The 20,671-nt window shown below is 64.9% G+C and carries 16 protein-coding genes, 1 tRNA gene and 4 pseudogenes; 12 read left to right on the forward strand and 9 right to left on the reverse strand.

Going from position 1 to position 20,671, the window contains the following annotated elements; translation table 11 throughout:
• Positions 1-17 precede the first annotated feature (17 nt).
• Complete coding sequence (locus RT131_RS18055; protein WP_313174199.1) at positions 18-440, reverse strand: hypothetical protein; 423 nt, start codon at positions 438-440, stop codon at positions 18-20.
• Positions 441-547: 107 nt separating this feature from the next.
• On the opposite strand from RT131_RS18055, the gene sufT reads away from it, so the two are divergent.
• The 6 genes and pseudogenes from sufT to RT131_RS18085 all read left to right on the forward strand — a co-directional run.
• Positions 548-1,099 (forward strand): putative Fe-S cluster assembly protein SufT, encoded by a 552-nt coding sequence (gene sufT, locus RT131_RS18060; protein ID WP_057628710.1) that lies wholly within the window; start codon positions 548-550, stop codon positions 1,097-1,099.
• A gap of 98 nt (positions 1,100-1,197) precedes the next feature.
• A complete protein-coding gene (locus RT131_RS18065; RefSeq protein WP_313174201.1) occupies positions 1,198-2,298 on the forward strand; it encodes a branched-chain amino acid aminotransferase in 1,101 nt (366 codons plus the stop codon).
• Positions 2,299-2,631: 333 nt separating this feature from the next.
• A pseudogene (locus RT131_RS18070) lies at positions 2,632-4,365 on the forward strand (S8 family peptidase); the annotation flags it as partial.
• Positions 4,366-4,509: 144 nt separating this feature from the next.
• Positions 4,510-4,731 (forward strand): annotated as a pseudogene (locus RT131_RS18075) (proprotein convertase P-domain-containing protein); the annotation flags it as partial.
• A 703-nt stretch (positions 4,732-5,434) separates the two neighbouring features.
• Positions 5,435-7,189, forward strand: a pseudogene (locus tag RT131_RS18080) (S8 family peptidase); the annotation flags it as partial.
• 132 nt (positions 7,190-7,321) lie between these two features.
• Positions 7,322-7,543: pseudogene (locus tag RT131_RS18085) on the forward strand (proprotein convertase P-domain-containing protein); the annotation flags it as partial.
• Between the two features lie 68 nt (positions 7,544-7,611).
• Here RT131_RS18085 and ybaK read toward each other — a convergent pair.
• The 4 genes from ybaK to wrbA form a co-directional block, all read right to left on the reverse strand.
• The gene (gene ybaK, locus RT131_RS18090; protein ID WP_313174202.1) at positions 7,612-8,088 is read right to left on the reverse strand and encodes a Cys-tRNA(Pro) deacylase; all 477 of its coding nucleotides are present in this window, start codon (positions 8,086-8,088) and stop codon (positions 7,612-7,614) included.
• The gene (locus tag RT131_RS18095) at positions 8,089-8,574 is read right to left on the reverse strand and encodes an asparaginase domain-containing protein (protein WP_282267147.1); all 486 of its coding nucleotides are present in this window, start codon (positions 8,572-8,574) and stop codon (positions 8,089-8,091) included.
• 334 nt (positions 8,575-8,908) lie between these two features.
• The gene (locus RT131_RS18100) at positions 8,909-9,253 is read right to left on the reverse strand and encodes a DUF2069 domain-containing protein (RefSeq protein WP_313174204.1); all 345 of its coding nucleotides are present in this window, start codon (positions 9,251-9,253) and stop codon (positions 8,909-8,911) included.
• Entirely contained in the window at positions 9,250-9,843 is a 594-nt protein-coding gene (gene wrbA, locus RT131_RS18105) for an NAD(P)H:quinone oxidoreductase (RefSeq protein WP_313174206.1), read from the reverse strand. The genes RT131_RS18100 and wrbA overlap by 4 nt, the downstream gene beginning before the upstream one ends.
• A 78-nt stretch (positions 9,844-9,921) precedes the next feature.
• On the opposite strand from wrbA, the gene RT131_RS18110 reads away from it, so the two are divergent.
• Positions 9,922-11,196, forward strand: coding sequence for a YihY family inner membrane protein (locus tag RT131_RS18110; protein ID WP_313174208.1), 1,275 nt, complete (start codon positions 9,922-9,924; stop codon positions 11,194-11,196).
• Positions 11,193-11,765, forward strand: coding sequence for a TlpA disulfide reductase family protein (locus tag RT131_RS18115; RefSeq protein WP_313174210.1), 573 nt, complete (start codon positions 11,193-11,195; stop codon positions 11,763-11,765). Before RT131_RS18110 ends, RT131_RS18115 begins: the two co-directional genes overlap by 4 nt.
• A gap of 398 nt (positions 11,766-12,163) precedes the next feature.
• On the opposite strand, the gene ppk2 is transcribed toward RT131_RS18115, so the two are convergent.
• From ppk2 to hemA, 4 genes are all read right to left on the reverse strand, one after another.
• On the reverse strand, positions 12,164-12,961 hold the full coding sequence (ppk2, locus tag RT131_RS18120) for a polyphosphate kinase 2 (RefSeq protein ID WP_313174212.1): 798 nt from the start codon (positions 12,959-12,961) through the stop codon (positions 12,164-12,166).
• Positions 12,962-13,002: 41 nt separating this feature from the next.
• Positions 13,003-14,715 (reverse strand): tetratricopeptide repeat protein, encoded by a 1,713-nt coding sequence (locus tag RT131_RS18125; RefSeq protein ID WP_313174215.1) that lies wholly within the window; start codon positions 14,713-14,715, stop codon positions 13,003-13,005.
• Between the two features lie 186 nt (positions 14,716-14,901).
• Entirely contained in the window at positions 14,902-15,987 is a 1,086-nt protein-coding gene (prfA, locus tag RT131_RS18130) for a peptide chain release factor 1 (protein WP_313174240.1), read from the reverse strand.
• Positions 15,965-17,248, reverse strand: coding sequence for a glutamyl-tRNA reductase (gene hemA / locus RT131_RS18135; protein WP_313174217.1), 1,284 nt, complete (start codon positions 17,246-17,248; stop codon positions 15,965-15,967). The genes prfA and hemA overlap by 23 nt, the downstream gene beginning before the upstream one ends.
• Positions 17,249-17,315: 67 nt before the next feature.
• Between hemA and RT131_RS18140 the strand changes: the two genes are divergently transcribed.
• The 4 genes from RT131_RS18140 to RT131_RS18155 all read left to right on the forward strand — a co-directional run bounded on the left by RT131_RS18140 (position 17,316) and on the right by RT131_RS18155 (position 20,609).
• Entirely contained in the window at positions 17,316-18,998 is a 1,683-nt protein-coding gene (locus RT131_RS18140) for a tetratricopeptide repeat protein (RefSeq protein ID WP_313174218.1), read from the forward strand.
• Positions 18,995-19,654, forward strand: a complete 660-nt coding sequence (gene lolB, locus RT131_RS18145) for a lipoprotein insertase outer membrane protein LolB (protein ID WP_313174220.1) — start codon at positions 18,995-18,997, stop codon at positions 19,652-19,654. The genes RT131_RS18140 and lolB overlap by 4 nt, the downstream gene beginning before the upstream one ends.
• Positions 19,651-20,529 (forward strand): 4-(cytidine 5'-diphospho)-2-C-methyl-D-erythritol kinase, encoded by an 879-nt coding sequence (gene ispE, locus RT131_RS18150; protein WP_313174222.1) that lies wholly within the window; start codon positions 19,651-19,653, stop codon positions 20,527-20,529. The genes lolB and ispE overlap by 4 nt, the downstream gene beginning before the upstream one ends.
• 3 nt (positions 20,530-20,532) lie before the next feature.
• Positions 20,533-20,609, forward strand: a tRNA-Gln gene (locus tag RT131_RS18155).
• Positions 20,610-20,671 lie beyond the last annotated feature (62 nt).

Below are 20,671 nucleotides of genomic sequence, written 5' to 3' on the forward strand. Positions count from 1 at the left end.
CTGCGATCAAGCGAGATTCAACGCCCCAGGCGCCAGCCCACCAGCAGGGCGATGCACAGCCAGATCAGTTCCCCCAGGCCGTTGGCCAATGACAGCAGGGTCCAGGCGAAATGCGGGCCCATGCGCAGGGCGGATTCCCATGGGGTCAAGCCCATCGGTCCGCCGACATAGGCGGCGGCGATGAGCCAGTTGGCCGCCACCGCGATCAGCACGGTGGCCAGGAGGGTCACCGCAACGCGCGCCGGGCCGGCCCGGAAGGTGCCGAGGCGCAGCATCCACGCCGCCTCCAGCGCGGCCAGTATCGCCATCCAGCCGGCCTGGGTGCCGGTGCTCAGGGCAACCAGCAGCCAGGCGATGGTGAGGGTGATGCTTCCCAACAACAGTAAAACGGGCCAGAGCCAGTGGCGGGCAGGGCTGGCCGAGGTGGAAACAGGCGACATGGGCATTCCCGAACAGATTCCGCAGCATAGCGTTTCAGCGGCGAGTGCGCCCAGTCGGATAAAATGGGGCCATTGCGGGTAGCCACCGCGTCCCCATATCCATCTACATGTATTCCCGTAGCAGTGAACCTGTCCATTTTGAGCGCGATTGCCCGGCCGTGATGGTGCCGCAGGGCGATAGCGTGACCTTGCCGGCCGGCAGTTATGGCTATATCACCCAGGCACTGGGTGGCAGCTATACGGTATTTGTCGAAGGCAACCTGTTCCGTATCGCCGGCAAGGACGGTGACGCCATCGGCAAGGAGCCGCCACCGGGCTTGGAACTGCCCGATGATGCCGGCGACGAGGATGTGGAGAAGCTGGTCTGGCAACAGCTCCGCACCTGCTTTGATCCGGAAATCCCGTTCAACATCGTCGATCTTGGGCTTATCTACGAAGTGGATATCAAGCATCTGGACGATGGCCAGCGCGAGGTCGACGTCAAGATGACCTTGACCGCGCCGGGCTGTGGCATGGGCGAGATCCTGGTCGATGACGTGCGCAGCAAGCTGGAGATGATCCCGACGGTGGCCCAGGCCGACGTCGACCTGGTGTTCGACCCGCCGTGGGGACGTCACATGATGTCCGAGGCGGCGCGCCTGGAAACTGGCATGCTGTAAGCCCGCGCCGGCGGCTGCCGGTGACGGTTTGTGCTGCACCCCCGCTGCCAGCGTGGCATCGGGGCTGTCCCATCCCGCAATCTGGAAGGAATTATCCGGTGTCCCAGTCTTCGTTGAGCTTCGATGTCACCCGTTCGGATCATCCGCGTAGCGCCGAGGAGCGCGCCAAAATCCTGGAAAAGCCGGGCTTTGGTCTGCACTTCACCGACCACATGGTGGCCGTACGCTGGGACAAGGACACCGGCTGGCACGATGCGGCGGTAACGCCGTACGGCCCGATTTCGCTGGATCCGGCTGCCGCCGTGCTGCATTACGGCCAGGAAATCTTCGAAGGCATCAAGGCCTACCGTCACGCTGATGGCTCGGTGTGGACCTTCCGTCCGCAGGCCAACGCCGCCCGCCTGCAGCGTTCGGCGCGCCGCCTGGTGCTGCCGGAACTGCCGGCCGAGATCTTCGTCGAGTCGCTCAAGCAGCTGGTCGCGCTGGACAAGGACTGGGTCTCCGATGCCGATGAAGCCAGCCTGTACTTCCGCCCGTTCATGATCGGCGACGAGGCCTTCCTCGGCGTGCGCGGCGCGCAGAAGGCGACCTATTACGTCATCGCCAGCCCGGCTGGCCCGTACTTCGCCAAGGGCGTTGCGCCGGTGGCGATCTGGTTGTCAACCGATTACGCGCGCGCTGCCAAGGGCGGTACCGGTGCTGCCAAGTGCGGCGGCAACTACGCAGCCTCGCTGCTGCCGCAGCAGCAGGCGCAGGCGCAGGGCTGCTCGCAGGTGCTGTTCCTGGATCCGGTCGAGGGCAAGTACCTGGAAGAACTGGGCGGCATGAATGTGTTCCTGGTTTACGGCAAGGAAAACAAGCTGGTCACCCCGGCGCTGTCGGGCAGCATCCTGGAAGGCATCACCCGCGAATCGCTGCTGCAGCTGGCCCGCGACCGCGGCATGACCGTGGAAGAGCGCCAGGTCACCATCGACGAGTGGAAGCAGGGCGTGAGCTCGGGCGAGATCACCGAAGTGTTTGCCTGCGGCACCGCGGCAGTGATCACCCCGATCGGCCAGCTCAAGGGCGAAGGCTTCTCGGTGGGCGACATCAATGCACCGGCCGGTGAAGTGACCATGTCGCTGCGCAAGGAACTGACCGACATCCAGTACGGCCGTCAGCCTGACCGCCACGGCTGGCTGGTGCGCCTGGACGCCTGAGCCTCCGAGTCAGGCAAGTGAAGAAGCCCGCTGCGGCACATTCGCAGCGGGCTTTTCTTTGTCCGGACACCCAGGGGCGCAGCCCAACAGTACCAAGCAATAATAAAATATTCTTTACGAATCACTCACTTGCGTAAACGTGACGGAGCAACGGTTTCTGTTGTAACCCTCTTGTCATTGGTTCAGCCGCCATTTACTGTCCGCCAACGAATCGGTAACAGGGGACTGGTTCGGGTAGTTCTACCCGGGCAGCAACCTCTTCGCATCCGGCAGGGCCCCGGGTAGGACTGATGCCGCGCACGCGGCTTCCTCTCAATGCAGAAGGGCTAATCAATGTCATCCAAATCGCGCCGTACGCTCGTTCGTGGGTTGTTGGTTGTTGGCACTGCGTCGTTGTCATCCCTGCTTCTGTGTGCGCCGGCCTGGGCCGGCGATGTGCATCTGGCCGGCCTTGATTCCGCGCCGACGCACCAACGCTTCATCGTCAAATACCGGCAGGACAGCCGCCAGGCAGCAGGTGATGCCGCCCTGCAGAAAACCCTGGTCTCCGCCGCGCGTGCGTTGCCGGCACGTGCGGGCAAGAGCATCGGCGTGCAGCACATGCGGCGTCTGGCGGTAGGCGCGGATGTGGTCCGTGCCGATGCCAAGCTGGATCGGGCCGAGGCGGAAACCCTGATGCGCAAGCTGGCTGCCGATCCCAATGTCGAGTACGTCGAGGTCGATCGCCTCAATACCATCCGCCTGACCCCGAATGACACCCGCTATGGCGAGCAGTGGGGCTACTCGGGGACCTATGGCATCAAGGCCAACCAAGCCTGGGATGTCACCAATGGCGCCGGCTCGGTGGTGGCGGTGCTGGATACCGGTATCACCGCACATAGCGATCTGGCCGCAAATCTGCTGCCGGGCTATGACTTCATCAACGACACCACGGTGTCGAACGATGGCAATGGCCGCGACAACGACCCCAGTGACCCGGGTGATTGGGTGAGCGCCAATCAATGCGGTGGCATCCATGCCGCACAGGGTTCCAGCTGGCATGGCACGCATGTGGCCGGCACCATTGCGGCGGTCACCAACAACGCCAAGGGCGTTGCCGGCGTGGCCTATGGCGCCAAGATCGTGCCGGTGCGCGTTCTCGGCACCTGCGGTGGCTACGATTCGGATATTGCCGACGCCATCATCTGGGCTTCCGGTGGCACCGTATCCGGTGTACCGGCCAACGCGAATCCGGCCGAGGTGATCAATCTCAGCCTGGGCGGCTCCGGTGCCTGCGGCAGCACCACCCAGGCGGCAATCAATGGCGCGGTCAGCCGTGGCACCACGCTGGTGATTGCTGCAGGCAACGACAACACCAATGTGTCCAATGCCTCGCCGGCCAACTGCAACAACGTGATCGCAGTGGCATCGACGACCAGCACCGGCGCACGTTCGAGCTTCTCCAACTACGGTGCACTGATCGACATCGCCGCACCGGGCTCCAACATCCTGTCCACGCTCAACAGCGGCACCACCACGCCGGGCACCGAGAGCTACGCCGCCTACAACGGCACTTCGATGGCGACCCCGCACGTGGCAGGTGTTGTCGCGCTGCTGCAGGCGGTTTCGACCACGCCGAAGACGCCGGCGCAGGTCGAGGCCTTGATCAAGGCCAATGTAACGCCGTTCCCCTCCACGCCATCGCAGAGCATCGGCCCGGGCATTCTCAATGCCAAGGCAGTGGTGGATGCAGCCAACGGTGGCGGCAATCCAAACCCGGGTGGCACGGTCCTGAACAATGGCGTGCCGATCACCGGCTTGTCGGGCGCTGCCAGCAGCACGCAGTTCTTCACCGTGCAGGTTCCCGCAGGGGCGAGCAATCTGGTCATCGCCAGCTCCGGCGGCACCGGTGATGCGGACATGTATGTGCGTGCCGGCAGCCAGCCGACCACGTCCACCTACGATTGCCGTCCGTACAAGACCGGCAACGCCGAGAGCTGCAGCTTTGCAACACCGGTTGCTGGCACTTATCACGTGATGCTGTCCGCGTACTCTGCGTTCTCCGGCGTCAGCCTGCAGGCGAGCTGGAGCACCGGCGGTGGCAGCGGTGGCGTGCAGACCTACAGCAACGCGACGGCGGTCACCATCGTCGACAATGCCACTGTGGAAAGCAGCATTGCCGTCTCCGGACGCAGCGGCAACGCGCCGGCATCGACACCGGTGACCGTGGATATCAGCCATACCTGGAAGGGCGATCTGAAAGTGGATCTGGTGGCACCCGATGGCAGCGTCTACGTGCTGAGCAATTATGCGGGTGGCAGCGCGGATGACATCAAGCAGACTTTCAACGTCAACCTGTCCAGCGAGGCGTTGAACGGCAACTGGAAGCTGCGTGTCAACGACAAGGCCAGCGGTGATACCGGTCGTATAAACAGTTGGTCGATCAGGTTCTGAGTTGAGCAGCGTCAAGCGGCAGCGGATGGTTGCTTGAAGGCGCTGCTGCTCTGCTGCGATGTGATCTGGCCCCGGCGGTTTCGCCGGGGCTTTTGTTTGTTGATTGATGGACTTCAGTACACACGTTTCCCCATGGCGTTGTGATTGGCAGGATGCCTCGTTCGCAACAGGTCTGTAGCCCGGATAAGCGCAGCGCACCCGCGAGCAATGCTCAGGCGAACTCTCAGACTCTCCGTCAACGGCCCCGGCTGCGCTGTGTTTGCCCGGGCTACGAGTCCAGTGACCACGGCACGGTCCTGCGTTTCCGCTTGAGGCAGCGTGCCGATCAGTATGGATTCGCCGATGTAGTGCTGCCAGGGAATGCGGCCGCGCAAGCAGCGCTTCAGCAGTGAGCCCGTCACTTGCGGCGAAGGACGTGGCGGGCAGGAATTGTTGGCGTTGGTGATGGTCACGATGCATTGAAGCGCGGGATGCGCACTTTCCTGACTGATGCGTTGGTAGGTTCCGACGGCGCACCGGACAGCGGTTTCAGTAGAACGCCGATGGGAGCGCGTAAGCCGCCGGCCTACTGTCTGCGGGCGGATTGGTGAAGGGGAACCAATCCGGAGCGTTCTGCCCTGGTGTTGGTTGCTGTCCGCGCCGGGAGCACCGAGCAGGGCCGACGCCGCGCAAGCGGCATCTTTCCATGCAGAAGGGTTCAACAATGTCATCCATATCGCGCCGTACGCTTCGCCGTGGGTTCGTGGCAGCTGGCACTGCTTCGTTGTTTCCGCTGCTGTTGTGCGCGCCTGCCTTGGCCGGCGAAGTGCAACTTGCAGGCCTGGACTCCGCGCCGGTGCATCAACGCTTCATCGTCAAATTCCGCAAGGACACAGCCCAGGCTGAAGGTGGGGTCGTGCTGGGCCGCGTCTTGACCATCGCTGCACGTGGGTTGCCGGTACGCGCTGGCAAGGCTGGCACGCTGCAGCGCCTGCGCCGGTTGGCGGTAGGTGCGGACGTGGTGCACGTGGACACGCCGCTGGATCGCATCGAGGCTCAAGCCTTGATGCATCGTCTGGCTGCGGACCCTGCTGTCGAGTACGTCGAGATTGATCGGCGCCATACCATCGCTACCGCGCCGAACGACCCGCGTTTCGGCGAGCAATGGGGGCTGTCCGGTGCCTATGGCATCAAGGCCGCTGAAGCTTGGGACAATGCAACCGGGGAGGGCGTGGTGGTGGCGGTGCTGGATACCGGCATTGCCAGCCACAGCGATCTGGATGCCAATGTCCTGCCGGGCTATGACTTCATTGACGACACTGCGGTTGCCAATGACGGTGATGGTCGCGATGGCGATGCCAGCGACCCGGGTGACTGGGTGACGGCCAATCAATGTGGTGGCAGCCATGGCGCGCAGAATTCCAGTTGGCATGGCACCCATGTCGCCGGCACCGTGGCGGCGGTTGCCAACAATGGCAAGGGAGTGGCGGGCGTCGCGCCTGCTGCCAGGATCGTGCCGGTACGCGTACTGGGCCGCTGTGGGGGCTATACCTCGGATATTGCCGACGCCATTGTCTGGGCTGCCGGTGGACAGGTAGCCGGTGTACCTGTCAATGCTTACCCGGCAGAGGTGATCAATCTCAGCCTGGGCGGTGCAGGCACCTGTGGCAGCACCATGCAGAACGCGATCAACAGCGCGACAGGCAAGGGCGCGACCCTGGTTGTCGCGGCTGGCAACAGCAACATCAACGCGGGCAGCGCCTCGCCTGCCAACTGCAACAATGTCATCGCTGTTGCTGCCAGCGACAGCGGCGGCAAACGTTCGATCTGGAGCAGCAGCCAGCAGTCAAACCACGGTCCGTTGGTGGACATTGCGGCGCCGGGCAGCTCCATCCTTTCCACGCTCAACAGTGGCAGCAAGGGCCCGGCGGGCGAGAGCTACGCCTCCCATGGCGGAACCTCGATGGCGGCACCGCATGTGGCGGGCGTGGTGGCGCTGGTGCAGCAGGTCTCCAGTCCTGTGCGTACGCCCATGCAGGTTGAAGCCTTGATCAAGGCGACGGCGACGCCTTTTCCAGCTACACCGGACCGGGAGATCGGCACTGGCATCGTCAATGCGCAGGCGGCTGTGGCTGCAGCGCTGGGCGGCCCGTTGCCGCCGGACCCCGACCCCGCAACAGTGTTGGTCAACGGTGTTGCGCTGATCGACCTGGCGGGCAGCAAAGGCAGCAATCGCTATTACAGCGTGCAGATACCGGCAGGTGCGTCGAACCTGCTGATCAGTATTGCCGGCGGCAATGGCGATGCGGACCTGTACGTACGCGCCGCCAGCCGTCCCACCGCCTTCAGCTACGACTGTCGACCGTTCCACGCCGGCAATGCCGAAAGTTGCAGCATTCCGGCGCCTGTAGCGGGCACTTACCACGTCATGTTGACGGGCTACTCGGCGTACTCGGCGGTGCGTTTGAAGGCAAGTTGGGGTCTGCTGCCGGCGCAGACCTATAGCAGCAACGAGGCGCTGGATATCCTCGACAACCGCACGGTGGAGAGCCCGATCAGCGTAACCGGGCGTACTGCCAATGCACCGGCGGCGACGCCGGTAACGGTGGATATCAGCCATGGCTGGCGCGGCGACCTGAAAGTGGAGCTGCTTGCACCAGGCGGGCGCGCCTATCTACTGAGCAATTACGAAGGAGGCAGTGCCGATGACATCAAGCAGACCTTCGAGGTGGATCTTTCCAAGGAGGCCTTGAATGGCGTTTGGACGCTGCGTGTCAACGACAAGGCCAGTGGCGATACGGGCCGCCTCAACGGCTGGTCGATCACGTTCTAGCTGGAGGCATCGGTTGTCGCCGCGGAGGGGCCCGGCGTTGTGGTTGGACCCATGCCGCTGACAGCGACTCAGTCCTCGCAGATATCGGCGCAGCTGGCCTGCAGGACCTGCAAGGCATCAGCCGGGGCGATATCCAGTAGCAGGCCGCGTTGGCCGGCGTTGATGTAGAGCGCGTCGTGCTGCCCGGCACTGGCGGCAAATACCACCTTGGCCGGCCGCTGCTGTGCGAAGGGGCTGATGCCACCGACCTTGTAGCCGCTACGCTTCTCGGCTTCAGGCACTTCCATCATCTGTGCGTGCTTGCCGCCGCAATGGGCGGCAAGCTTCTTCAGCGACAGGCGCTGATCGGAGGGGATCACCGCGATCAGTGGCTGCTTGTCCACCCAGGCCATCAGCGTCTTGAACATCCTTGCCGGAGCAATGCCCAGTGCCTGCGCCGCTGCCAGCCCCTTGCTGTCGACGTCGGCCGAGTAGTCATAGGCATGCACGCCATGGGCGATGCCGGCCTTGTCCAATGCGGCGGTGGCGCGGGTACTTCTGGCCACTTACAACGATTCGAAGCGATTGGCGTCGACGTTCTTGCGGACCTTCTCCGGATTCCAGATGCGGCCGTTCATGGCGATGTAGACGCCTTCCGGCAGCGACTGCACCGCGCCGATGGCGCAGCCGATGTTGAACTCGGCATCGGACCCACGGAAACGGGCCGGGCTGAGCGCGCCGGTCATCACGATGGTCTTGCCCGGGATGGTGGCCAGTACCTTGCCGGTGGCGACCATCGAGTCGGTGCCATGGGTGACCAGCACGTGGCGGGTGGGCTGCGCGGCGATGGTGGCGCGGATCAGCTCGCGGTCATCATCGCTGATGTGCAGCGAGTCCTTGCGCAGGATCGGGATCACGTTGAAACGGAAGGTCACGCCCAGCTCACGCAGGATCATGCCGATCTGCGGATCACCGATCTGGTAATCGGACTTGTCGTCGAAGTAGATCTTGTCGATCGTGCCACCGGTGGTGACGATCAGGAGTTCTTCCATCATTGCGGTAAATCCTTGCGGTGACTGCCAGCGGCACGGGCCGCGATGCTGCGCATGATAATGCCGCAGGCTGCGCCGGGCCACGTCAGGTCACAAAGGTAGAGCCGAGCCATGCTCGGCTGGGGCTTGCCCGGGGCCGGATCAGTTGTGGTTGTGGGAGCGGCGTCAGCCGCGAAGCCGGTGCTCCATCGGATCACCAGCTTGCCTGCAGTTTCGGTGATGCCAGCTTCGCGGCTGACGCCGCTCCCACAAACTTTGGATTGTCGGTAACGCCCCAGCCGAGCATGGCTCGGCTCTACAGGGGGATGTCGGTAACGCCCCAACCGGGCTGGGGCTACCGGGCTTTCCTTGCCGCAAAGCGGGCGCGCATGCCGGGTACGCTGACCAGGGCCACGATCAGCAGCGCCAGGAGGATCTCGATCCACGCGTAGAGGGCGGTGTCGCGGTGGCTCCAGGCACTCATCACGCCGTGGCTGAACCAGAACAGCGCCAATACCCCCGCCCAGAAGCGGGCCACAGCGCGCTGTGCCAGCACGCCCAGCAACAACAGTACCGGCGGCGCCACGAATACCAAGGCTACCGCCAGCAGATGGCGGTCGACGCGGAACCACCACGCATACAGGCCGGCCAACAGCGCCAATGCCAAGGCCAGGATCAGATCGCGGCTGCGGCCGCTCATTGCGCCAGACGCCGGGCGATATCGGCGACCCGTCGGCCCAATGCCCGTGCCAACACCGCTTCATCGTCGGTGGGCTGCGGATCATCCTGGCTGCCGGCCACATGGCTGGCGCCATACGGCGTGCCGCCGCTGCGGGTGTGGCTCAGTGCCGGCTCGGTGAACGGGATGCCGACGATCAGGCAGCCGTGGTGCAACAGCGGCAGGTGCATCGACAACAGGGTCGATTCCTGGCCACCGTGCATCGAGGCGGTGGAGGTGAACACTGCCGCCGGCTTGCCGGCGAGAGTGCCGTTGACCCATTCCGCGCCCAGGCCATCGAGGAAGTGTTTGACCGGTGCGGCCATGTTGCCGAAGCGGGTGGGGCTGCCCAGCACGATGCCGTCGCACTCGGCCAGGTCGGCGATCTCCACATAGGGTGCGCCGTCGTCGGGCACTGGCGGGGCGCTGGTCTGGGTGACAGCGGCGACCGGAGGTACGGTGCGCAGACGGGCGCTCATGCCCGGCACCTCGCCGATACCGCGGGCGATCTGCCGCGCCAGCCGGGCCACCGAACCGCCACGGCTGTAGTAAAGCACCAGGATTTCCGCCATCACACCGTTCGCTCAATCATGCAGGAACCGGCAGTATCAACGATGCGGGCCGCGCTTTGCATCGGGTACCCTTGCCAAATGGAACCTTTGGATTCACTCAACCTATGGATGGAGCGCCTGCGGGACCGTGCGCGCAACGTCAGCTTCGGGCGCTTCCTGTGGAAGCGCTTCATTGATGATCGCCTGTTCCAGGCTGCCGGTTCGCTGGCCTACACCACGGTGTTCGCGCTGGTGCCGTTGGCCATCGTGGTATTCGGGGTGCTGTCCGCGTTCCCCATGTTCGATCGCTGGAGCGAGGCGCTCAGCGACTATGTGTTCTCCAACTTCGTGCCGTCGGCGGCGCGCGCGGCCGAAGGGTATCTGCGGCAGTTCTCGGCCAGCGCCGGGCAGCTGACCGCTGCCGGCTTCCTGGCCCTGGTGGTATCGCTGCTGATCACCCTCAACAGCGTCGAACAGACCTTCAACCGTATCTGGCGGGTGGCCTCGGCGCGGCCACAGCTGACCCGCTTCCTGGTCTATTGGACGGTGCTTACCCTGGGCGCCTTGCTGGCCGCCGCCTCGTTGGCGATCTCGGCCAAAGTGTTGTCGTTGCCCTTGTTCGGTACGACCGAGGGCCGCTGGTTGGCCGACCTTGGCCTGCGGCTGGCGCCGGTGCTGATCGAATTCGTCTGTGTGGTGCTGATCTACCGGGTGGTGCCGCACCATACCGTGAAGTGGCGCCATGCCATTCCCGGCGCACTGTTGGCGGTGCTGATGCTGGAGCTGGTGAAGTGGGGCATGGGCCTGTACCTGGGCAGCTTCCAGTCCTATCAGAAGCTCTACGGCACGGTGGCGTTCGTGCCGATCCTGTTGCTGTGGATCTACCTGAGTTGGGTCTCGGTGCTGCTGGGCGCATCGCTGGCCTCGTCGGTGGCCGCATTCCGCTACCAGCCGGCGGCATTGCGGTTGCCGCAGGGCTGCGAGCTGTATGGCCTGCTGCGGTTGTTGGGACGGTTCCGTGAGGCGCGGCAGCAAGGGCAGGGGCTGGATGAAGACCAGCTGTTGCTGCTGGAACCCATGCTCACCGACTCCCTGCTGCAGCAATTGCTGGAGCAGATGGAAGTCATTGGCGTGCTGCGCCGTGACGAGCGCGGTGAATGGCTGCTGGCGCGTGACCTGGACAGCATCAGCCTGCATGAGCTGTACGAAAGCTCGCAGCTGCGTATACCGGCCGCCGAGGAATACCTGCCGATGCGCGAGGACAGCCTCGGGCAAGCGGCCTGCAACGCCCTGGATCAACTACGTCTGCCGTTGCGCGAACTGCTCAAGCGCCGGGTGGATGACATCTATGTAGAGCGCGGAGAGAGTCGATGATCAAGAAGTTTGTTCCCGTCGCGCTGCTGGCGTTGGCCTTGGCTGCGTGCAAGCCGGCGCAGACACCTGCCGCTGCACCGGCTGCCGCACCCGATGCAGCGGTCGCACCGGCTGCCGCTGAGACGGCCCAGCCCAGCGTGGTCCAGCAGACGGTGGAAATACCGCAACTGCAGGTGCCAACCGTGGATGGCAAGACCTATGACCTGGCCAGTCACCGTGGGCAATGGGTGGTGGTGAATTTCTGGGCCACCTGGTGCGCGCCGTGCCTGCAGGAAATGCCGGAGCTGTCGGCGCTGCACGCCATGCGCAGCAATGTGGAAGTGGTTGGCCTGGCCTATGAGGACATCGAACTGGACGAGATGCAGGCCTTCCTGAAGGAACATCCGGTGGCCTATCCGATCGCCATCATCGATACCTTCAGCCCGCCCAAGGACTTCGCCACGCCGCGTGGCTTGCCGATGACCTACCTGATCGGGCCGGACGGCAAGGTGGCCCGGCAGTTCCTGGGGCCGGTGAATGCGCAGGAAATCGAGCAGGCGATTGTGGCTGCCGGGGGTAAGGCGGTTTAAGGGGATGGTGGTTTTCCGTGTGTTGGGGCTTCGAGGCGGGAGCGAGAAGCTTTGAGGCCAAGAGCACCCCTCCCCAGCCCTCCCCTTCGCTGCGCGAAAGGGAGGGGGCAAGAGCGGCGCCGCGACCCTCTGACAGATTGCCAAGAACCGCTTCCTCCCTTTCGCGGCGCGAAGGGGAGGGTTGGGGAGGGGTAGCTTTTCAGCTCTCCACGCAATGCCAACTCCGCGGCTTATGCCGCTCCTACGGCATTGTCGGTAAAGCTCCTGCCGAGCATGGCTCGGCACTACAAGCCCCTCTCCCGTGCACGGGAGAGGGGTTGGGGTGAGGGCAGCCTTTCGGACAATGCGGGAAAGCTCCTGCCGAGCATGGCTCGGCACTACAGGGAGCCGGAGGCGGGCTACGGTTTGGCTGCTTCTTCATCCACCGCAAACGGCGCAATCGGCTTCACCACGCCGTACTTCTCCTTCTTCGGTTTGCCCGGCAGCGGTGGCAGTTCAATCACCGGTTCGTCGATGTGGGTATCGGGCAGGCGATCCAGCAGGTCGCGTATCAGGGTCAGGCGGCCATGCTTCTGGTCATTGAAATCCACCAGCGTCCACGGTGCATGAACGCTGTGGGTGGCCTCCAGCATGGCTTCGCGGGCCTGGGTGTAGGCGCTGTATTCCTGCCGCGATTTCAGATCGATCGGTGACAGCTTCCAGCCTTTGAGCGGGTCGTCGCGACGCTCGGCAAAGCGCTTTTCCTGCTGTTCCTGATCCACGCACAACCAGTACTTGAACAGCAGGATGCCATCGTCGACCAGCAGCTTTTCGAACGCAGGGGCCTGCTTGAGGAAGGCCTTGTACTGCGCATCGGTGCAGTAGCCCATCACCTTCTCCACGCCGGCGCGGTTGTACCAGCTGCGGTCCATCAGCACGATCTCGCCGGCGGCGGGCAGGTGCGCGATATGGCGCTGGAAATACCACTGGCTGTCTTCGCGTTCGCTGGGCTTGGGCAGGGCCACCACCCGGCACTGGCGTGGATTGACGTGTTTGGCGATGTCCTGGATGACGCCGCCCTTGCCGGCGGTATCGCGGCCCTCGAACAAGACCAGTACACGCTGCCCGCAGTGCTGGGCCCAGCGGGCCATGTTGGCCAGTTCCAGCTGCATCGGTTCCAGCAACGCTTCGTACTGTTTGCGCTTGAGCTTGCCCATGGTCACTCCTTGTGGAACGCCGAGCCTAACCCAATCGGATGTCAGTCGATGTCTGCACCACGCCAGCCGTGGTCGCCGGCCAGCTGTTGCAGCAGCTGGGCCAGGTCACTGGCGAAGCCGGCCATGTCGAACAGGCTGCTCTGTTCCCGGGCCTGCGCCAGTCGCTGCCGTGCAGCCTGCAGGGCGTTGGGGTCATTGCCCAGCGCAATCGCCGTGGTGACGAAGGATTGGTCATCGGCGACATTCATCTCGTCCATGCCGAGGTGATGGTTGAGGCTGCCGGCCACCCGCGCGGCAAACGTGCTGCCGGGTGCGGTCAGCACCGGACAACCGGCCCACAGCGCATCGGAGGCCGTGGTGTGGGCGTTATACGGGTGTGTGTCCAGGAACAGGTCGGCATGCTGGTAACGGGCCAGATATTGCGGATGCGGCAGCTTGTGCATGAACACCAGGCGCGCCGGGTCCACGCCGCGTCGGCGCGCGACCTCCTGCAGGCGTTGGTCGGCCGTGCCTGGACCGGACAGCAGCCATAACACGCTGTCTGGCACGCCCAGCAGCACCTGCAACAGGCGTTCGACGCTGCGCGGATTGAGCTTGTAGCTGTTGTTGAAGCAACAGAACACCACGCCGGCGTCCGGTAATCCGCAGTCAGCGCGCGAGGGCGGGGGCTGAACAATGCGGGTGTTGTCCGAGGGCTGGAAGGCACGCGGCAGGCGCAGCACCTTTTCGCTGAAGCCGGATTCCAATGCGGGCGGCAACACGAACGCATCGGCGACGACGTAGTCGATCCACGGCGCACCGGACGTGCCGGGATAGGCCAGCCAGTTCAACTGCAGCGGTGCCGGGTGCATGGCCAGCACTTCGGGTGTGCCACCGCCGCCCCAGCCGCGCAGGTCGAGCAGCAGGTCGATGCCAGCGGCGCGGATGCGCTGCGCAATCGTTGCATGTGCTTGGTTGCTGAGGTCGTGCAACTGCCCGACAGCTGCCTGCAGGCGTCGGCGGATGCCGCTGCCATCGTCGCTGTTGAGCGCAAAAAGATGTGTCTGCAATTGCGGATGTGCGCGCAACTGCTCGAACAATGCGACTGTCAGCAGGCCGGTCGGATGCGCGCCGAAGCCGTTGGAAAGAAAGCCCACGCGCAGTGCACCCTGTGCACGAACCTGCGTTGCAGGCAGGCGCGGAATGGCTTGGGCAAGCACGCCGGCACGTTGCCGCGCACAGGCCAGTTGTTCGGCGGCGCTGGCGTCCTCGCTGAGAAAGGCAAAAGGCTCCACGGCGGGATTGCCTTGCGCGACCGCGCGACGCACCTGTTGCGAAAGTTCATCGATATCGCGCCAGTCGCAGAGCCGGCGCTGCCAGTTCAGGCGCTGTGCGGCCATATAGGCCTCGTCCGGTGCCAGCGCATGCGCGCGTCGATAGGCATCGGCAGCGGCTTCGGGCTGGTTGGCGTCTTCCAGTACATGACCCAGCCACAAGGCCATGCCTGGGTGCTGCGGGGCGAGCTGGCAGGCTTGCTGCAACAGTGCGGCGGCTTCCTCATGCCTGTCTTGCATCCAACGCGCGCGACCAAGACGGGCGAGGGCTTCGGGGTGCTGCGGTCGCAGTTGCAGTGCTCTGGATGCCGCCGCCTCACCTGCGCGTACATCGCCCGCACCAAGTTCTGCGTCGGCCAGCATCACCCAGGCGATGAAGTCACCGGGTTGGCGGGTAACCGCATGGCGGAGCTGGTCGCGTTCGTTGAGGGCGTTGGTCATTGTGCTGGCTTTGCCCCCTCCCTTGCGCGTAGCGCAGGGGAGGGCTGGGGAGGGGTAGGTTTTTGATTTTGCTATGGGCTGGCGACCAAGGCCAAATCCAGAGGCAGTAGCGAAGGCCAATGCCAAAAAGCCAAAAGCTACCCCTCCCCAACCCTCCCCTATGCTGCGCATAAGGGAGGGAGCGTATTAGGTCCCTTCCGCCAAACGCGCCAGCTCATCCACCTGGTGTTCGTGCTGCAGGCGTGCGATCAGGTCGTCGAGGCCGCCTTCGATGATGTTGGGCAGGTCGTACAGGGTCAGGCCTTCGACGCGGTGGTCGGTGATGCGGCCCTGCGGGAAGCTGTAGGTGCGGATGCGCTGGCTGCGGTCGCCACTGCCTACCTGCAGGCGGCGCGATTCGGCCTGGGCAGCGGCCTGCTTGCTGCGCTCGGCATCCAGCAACTGCGCCTTCAGCCGCTTCATCGCCTTGTCGCGGTTGGCGTGCTGGCTGCGCTCGGTCTGGCATTCCACCACCACGCCGGTGGGAACGTGGGTGATGCGGATCGCCGACTCGGTCTTGTTGACGTGCTGGCCGCCGGCGCCGGAGGAACGGAACGTGTCCACCTTCAGGTCCGCCGGGTTGATCACCACGTCTTCGACATCGTCGGCCTCGGGGATGATTGCCACCGTCGCTGCCGAGGTGTGGATGCGGCCCTGCGATTCGGTGGCCGGCACGCGCTGCACACGGTGCGTGCCGGATTCGAACTTCAGCTTGGAATAGGCGCCGCGGCCAACCACGCGTGCCACGATTTCCTTGTAGCCGCCGTGTTCGCCGGGGTTGTCGGATTCGATTTCCACCTTCCAGCCCTGACGCTCGGCATAGCGGGCGTACATGCGGAACAGGTCGCCGGCAAAAATCGCCGCTTCGTCACCGCCGGTGCCGGCACGCACTTCCAGGAACAGGTTGCCTTCGTCGCGCGGGTCACGCGGCACCAGCAGCAGCGCCAGCTCCTCGTCCAATGCCTGCAGGCGCGCTTGGGCGGCGCTGATTTCTTCCTCGGCCAGCTCGCGCAGTTCCGGGTCGTTGCGCATGGCTTCGGCCGAGGCCAGATCGTCCAGCGCACGGGCTTCGTTCGCCAATGCAGTGGCGATGGGTTCCAGTTGCGAGAACTCACGGGAAAAATTGCGGAAGCGCTCGTTGTCGGCGACCACATCGGGGTCGGAAAGCAGGCGTTCCAGTTCTTCTCGGCGCTCGGCCAGTGCCAGCAGCTTACGGCGCAGGGTCGGCGTCATCATTCCTCGCAGCGGGGTGGTGATACCCGGGGGCGGCCGGGAACAGGCGCTCGGCGGCGCGGGTGAGGTCGGTATCGCCTTCCTGCGCGGCTTGGCGCAGGGCGGCGGTGGGCGGATGCAGCAGGCGGTTGGTCAGGCCGTGCGCCAGCTGCTCCAGTACTTCGTCGGGCAGTTTGCCATGCGCCAGCTGCTGCCGGGCCTTGGCCAGCAGTTCGGCGCGGGTCGCCTCGCCAAACGCACGCAGCTGCCGGATCGGTGCCTGCAGGCGGGTGGCGCGCAGGTTCTCCAGATAGCGGGTGACCTGCAGGTCGATGATGGATTCAGCCTCGGCGGCGGCTTCGCGGCGGCCGCGGCGGTTTTCCTCCACGGCCCGTTCCAGATCGTCCACGGTGTACAGGTAGGCGTCGGCCAGGGTGCCGACCTCGGCTTCGATATCGCGCGGCACGGCCAGGTCGAACAGCAGCATCGGCTTGTGCCGGCGCAAGCGCAGTGCGTTGGCGACCTGGCGGTGCAGGATCACCGGCTCGCGCGCGGCCGTGGCCGAGAACACCACGTCGGCTTCGCCCAGGTGGCGCTCCAGCTCGGTCAAGGGCAGCGCCACGCCGCCGTGACGGCTGGCCAGGTCCTGCGCATTGGCCACGGTACGGTTGGCGATCAGCAGTCGCTTCACCTTGGCATCGCTCAGGTGCTTGGCGACCAGTTCCATGGTTTCGCCGGCGCCGACCAGCAGCACAGTGGATTCATCCATGCGCGCAAACGAGTCCTGCGCCAGCCGCACCGCGGTGGAGGCCACCGAGATCGGATTGGCGCCGACGCGGGTGTCGGTGCGGGCACGCTTGGCCACGGAGAAGGTCTGCTGGAACAACCGGTCCAATTGTTGCCCGATCGCGCCGCTGTCGTGGGCCAGTGCCCAGGCATCCTTGACCTGGCCCAGGATCTGCGGCTCGCCCAGCACCATCGAGTCCAGCCCGGTGGCGACCCGGAACAGGTGGCGCACCGCCTCAGCGTCGCTGTGCTGGTAGAGATAGCCCTGCAGGCTGCCAGCGTGGTGTTCCAGCCACTGGCTCAGGGCCTTGCTGTCCTCGGCAACGGCGTACAGTTCGGTGCGGTTGCAGGTGGACAGGAGCACCGCCTCGGCCAGTTGCGGGGTCTGCCGCAATGAATCCATCGCCCGCGGCAAGGCGTCTCCGCCAAAGGCAGCGCGTTCGCGCAGTTCTACCGGCGCAGTCTGGTGATTCAGTCCGAGCACCCACAGGGTCATCTGTTCAGTTGCTTGCGATAAGCTGCTGGCTGTTGAAGGCCGCCATTTTACGGCCCGGTTGCGCCAGATGCCCGTATTCAATCGCATATGCACCGTTCTGTTGCTTTCCCTGCCGGTTTTTCCGGTGCTGGCGGCCCCGGCTGCGCCTGTCCGGACGCCGTTGGCGGCTGAAGGCCTGCCGCTGACCCCGGTGCTGGCCGGTGAGTTCTCGCTGCAGGCTGGCAAGCTGCCCGATGCCGCCCGCTGGTACCTGCAGGCCGCCCAGGAAGCCAAGGGGGACGTGGGGCTGGCCGAGCGCGCCACCCGCATCGCCATGCTGGCCGATGACGCCGACCGCGCGGAGCAGGCGTTGGCGCTGTGGGCCCAACGCGACCCCGGCTCGGTAGCGGTGCGCGGCACCCGCGGTGCGCTGGCCATGCGCAATGGCGACGCCAGGCTGGCCCGCAAGGAGTTGTTGGCGGTGCTGCGCTCCCCTGAACCGCGGGCCTGGCGTTACGCGCTGCTGGCGCTTGCAACTGGCGGCCGCGACCCGGCGGTGCCGGCGCAGGTGCTGGGCATGCTGGTGGACGCCAATGCGATCCCCAATGATCTGGAAGCCTGGCAGGAATTTGGCCGGTTGGCCCTGCGCATGGAACGACCGGAGTTGTCGCGGCGGATGGTCGGCGAGGTGGTCCGGCGCTTCCCGGATGAGCCGCGGGTGGCGTTGCTGCATGCCTCCCAGCTCAACCAGGCTGGCAAGAAGGACGAGGCGCTGGCCCTGCTCAAGGGCATCGAGCCGAAGGCGGAGAAGGACGACGAGCTGCGCGGCGCGCTGGCCATCGCCTATGACACCCTGGGTGAGACCGCCGCTGCCGAGCATGTGCTGTCGGTAGGTGAACAGAACCTGCAGAGCTGGGGCATGCGTGCCTCGCTGCTGGCCAAACAGAAGGACGATGTGGCGCTGTTGGCGCTTTATCAGGACATCGCGGCAAAGGCCAGCAAGCCGGACCCCGACCAGCGCCTGCTGCTGGGCAAGATTGCCGAATACCTGAAGCGCTACCAGGAGGCGGTGGATTGGTATCACGGTGTGCCTGGTGGCGAGCATCGCGGTGAGGCACAGCTGCGTGCGGTGAACGCGCTGCACCTGATGGGTGACAAGGCGCGCGCTGCCAAGGAAGTGCAAGCCGTGCAGGCCGATGCCTCGCTGGACGACGATGTGCGCCGCGACGCCTACCTGCTGGAGTCCGAGCTGCAACTGCGTGATGGCGAAACCAAGGCCGAGTTCGATGTGCTGGCCCGTGGCCTGGCTGCGTTCCCGGATGACAGCGCCTTGCTGTACGCCCGCGCGCTGGCCTGGGAGCGCAACGACAATGTGCCGCGCGCCGAGGCGGACCTGCGCAAGGTGCTGGTGGCCGAGCCGGAGAACGTGGCAGCGTTGAACGCGCTGGGCTACACCTTGGCCGACCGCACCCAGCGCTACCAGGAAGCATTGGAGCTGATCGACCGTGCACGCGTGGCCGAGCCGGACAATGCGGCCATCGTCGACAGCTATGGTTGGGTGTTGTATCGGCTGGGCCGCAACGATGAGGCGCTGGTGCATCTGCGCCGTGCCTGGACCTTGAACAAGGACCCGGAAATCGCTGCACACGTAGGCGAAGTGTTGTGGGTGCTGGGGCAGAAAGACGAGGCCAGGCGCTTCTTCGATGAGGCCCGCAAACTGGATCCGGATAACCGCGCGCTGCAGCGTGCGATCGAAAAGTTGGGTGTATGAACGTATTGATGTGGCGGGCGCCGTTGGCGCTGCTGGTGGTAGGTGCGCTCGCGGCCTGTGGTTCGGTGCCCAAGCGCCAGGCGACACCGGTCGCGGCTGAGGTTTCGCAGGTGTCGGCGCAGGCGCAGGCGGCAGAGCAGCAACGCCAGGCTGCCTTGCAGGCGCAGCCGAACTGGTCGTTCCAGGGCCGGGTGGCGATCAGCAAGGGCCGCAATGGTGGCAACGGCCGGATCGACTGGTTGCAGCAGGGGCCTGCCTACCAGGTCAGTCTGGCCGCGCCGGTCACCCGGCAGAGCTGGCAGCTCAGCGGTGGCGCCCCAGGGCAGGTGGTGCGCCTGGAAGGACTGGAAGGCGGACCGCGCACGGCCGATGACGCCGGCGAACTGCTCTTGCAGGCTACTGGCTGGGAGATTCCGGTCGCCCAACTGGCCGAGTGGGTGCGTGGTCTACCAACTGCGGGCACAAGTCCGGAACACCTCGGTTTCGACGCTGAAGGGCGGCCGCGGGTGCTCCGCCAGCAAGGTTGGCAGGTGGATTACCTGGACTGGTACCCGGCCGATGCCGGGCGCCCGTCGCTGCCGCGCCGGATCGAGGCGGTCAATGGCGATGCCAAGGTCCGCCTGATCGTGGATGAATGGGGATCGGACGCACCATGACTGCCGTAGCTGACGAAGCGGGTTGGTCGTACTGGCCGGCCCCGGCCAAGCTGAACCTGTTCCTGCATATCACCGGTCGGCGCGCGGATGGCTATCACGTGCTGCAGACGGTGTTCCGGTTGCTGGACTGGGGCGATCGGATTGGCCTGCGCCTGCGCGAGGACGGTCAGGTGCGCCGCAAGGGCGCTTCCGTGGCCGGCGTTGCAGAGGCTGATGATCTGGTGGTTCGTGCTGCCATTGCGCTGAAAAATGCGACCAATTGCGGGAAAGGTGTCGATATCCGGGTTGAAAAGCGGATTCCTGCCGGTGGTGGCTTTGGGGGTGGTTCGTCAGATGCTGCGACCGTGCTGGTCGCGCTGAACGCGTTGTGGGGTACCGGTCTGGATGAGGATGCGCTGGCAGCCCTTGGCGTGTGCCTGGGGGCCGATGTGCCGGTCTTCGTGCGCGGACGCAGTGCCTGGGCCGAAGGCGTGGGCGAATTGCTGACCCCGCTTGAACTGCCGGAAGCATGGTATTTGCTGGTGGATCCGGGGGTTCACGTGCCCACGGCTGAACTTTTCCGTTCACAGCATTTGACGCGGGATGCCAAGCCCGTGAAAATAGCGGACTTCGCTTCCGGGACCGTCCTCGGAAATGCGTTCGAGCCGGTACTACGGCGCCAGGAACCTGCCATCGAGGCGACGTTCCAGGCCTTGTCAGGTATTGGTCGGGCACGACTCACGGGGTCGGGAAGCGGTTGTTTCGTCGAATTCGCCACGCGCGCTGCTGCAGAGCAGGCCTTGGCGGAATTGCCGCCACAACTGCGGGCTTGGGTAGCTGCGGGTGTTGATCGCTCGCCACTGCTTGATGCGCTGGAAACGACGGGAATTGTTTGATGCAGGGGCGTCGCCAAGAGGCCCAAGGCACCAGGTTTTGATCCTGGCATTCGTAGGTTCGAATCCTACCGCCCCTGCCACGCACTCCCACGGCTGTAAGCGCAAAGGATGTGCGCGAGACATACCCGCGCCATCGCTGCAG

The sequence above is a fragment of the Stenotrophomonas sp. genome (genome assembly GCF_032066555.1).
Taxonomy (GTDB): domain Bacteria; phylum Pseudomonadota; class Gammaproteobacteria; order Xanthomonadales; family Xanthomonadaceae; genus Stenotrophomonas.

Bases quoted from the DNA above. Each gene is read 5' to 3' on its own strand.
- RT131_RS18055 (WP_313174199.1), bottom strand. From the start codon at position 440: ATGTCGCCTGTTTCCACCTCGGCCAGCCCTGCCCGCCACTGGCTCTGG.
- sufT (WP_057628710.1), top strand. From the start codon at position 548: ATGTATTCCCGTAGCAGTGAACCTGTCCATTTTGAGCGCGATTGCCCG.
- RT131_RS18095 (WP_282267147.1), bottom strand. From the start codon at position 8,574: ATGGAAGAACTCCTGATCGTCACCACCGGTGGCACGATCGACAAGATC.
- RT131_RS18100 (WP_313174204.1), bottom strand. From the start codon at position 9,253: ATGAGCGGCCGCAGCCGCGATCTGATCCTGGCCTTGGCATTGGCGCTG.
- wrbA (WP_313174206.1), bottom strand. From the start codon at position 9,843: ATGGCGGAAATCCTGGTGCTTTACTACAGCCGTGGCGGTTCGGTGGCC.
- RT131_RS18110 (WP_313174208.1), top strand. From the start codon at position 9,922: ATGGAACCTTTGGATTCACTCAACCTATGGATGGAGCGCCTGCGGGAC.
- RT131_RS18115 (WP_313174210.1), top strand. From the start codon at position 11,193: ATGATCAAGAAGTTTGTTCCCGTCGCGCTGCTGGCGTTGGCCTTGGCT.
- ppk2 (WP_313174212.1), bottom strand. From the start codon at position 12,961: ATGGGCAAGCTCAAGCGCAAACAGTACGAAGCGTTGCTGGAACCGATG.
- RT131_RS18125 (WP_313174215.1), bottom strand. From the start codon at position 14,715: ATGACCAACGCCCTCAACGAACGCGACCAGCTCCGCCATGCGGTTACC.
- prfA (WP_313174240.1), bottom strand. From the start codon at position 15,987: ATGACGCCGACCCTGCGCCGTAAGCTGCTGGCACTGGCCGAGCGCCGA.
- hemA (WP_313174217.1), bottom strand. From the start codon at position 17,248: ATGACCCTGTGGGTGCTCGGACTGAATCACCAGACTGCGCCGGTAGAA.
- RT131_RS18140 (WP_313174218.1), top strand. From the start codon at position 17,316: ATGCCCGTATTCAATCGCATATGCACCGTTCTGTTGCTTTCCCTGCCG.
- lolB (WP_313174220.1), top strand. From the start codon at position 18,995: ATGAACGTATTGATGTGGCGGGCGCCGTTGGCGCTGCTGGTGGTAGGT.
- ispE (WP_313174222.1), top strand. From the start codon at position 19,651: ATGACTGCCGTAGCTGACGAAGCGGGTTGGTCGTACTGGCCGGCCCCG.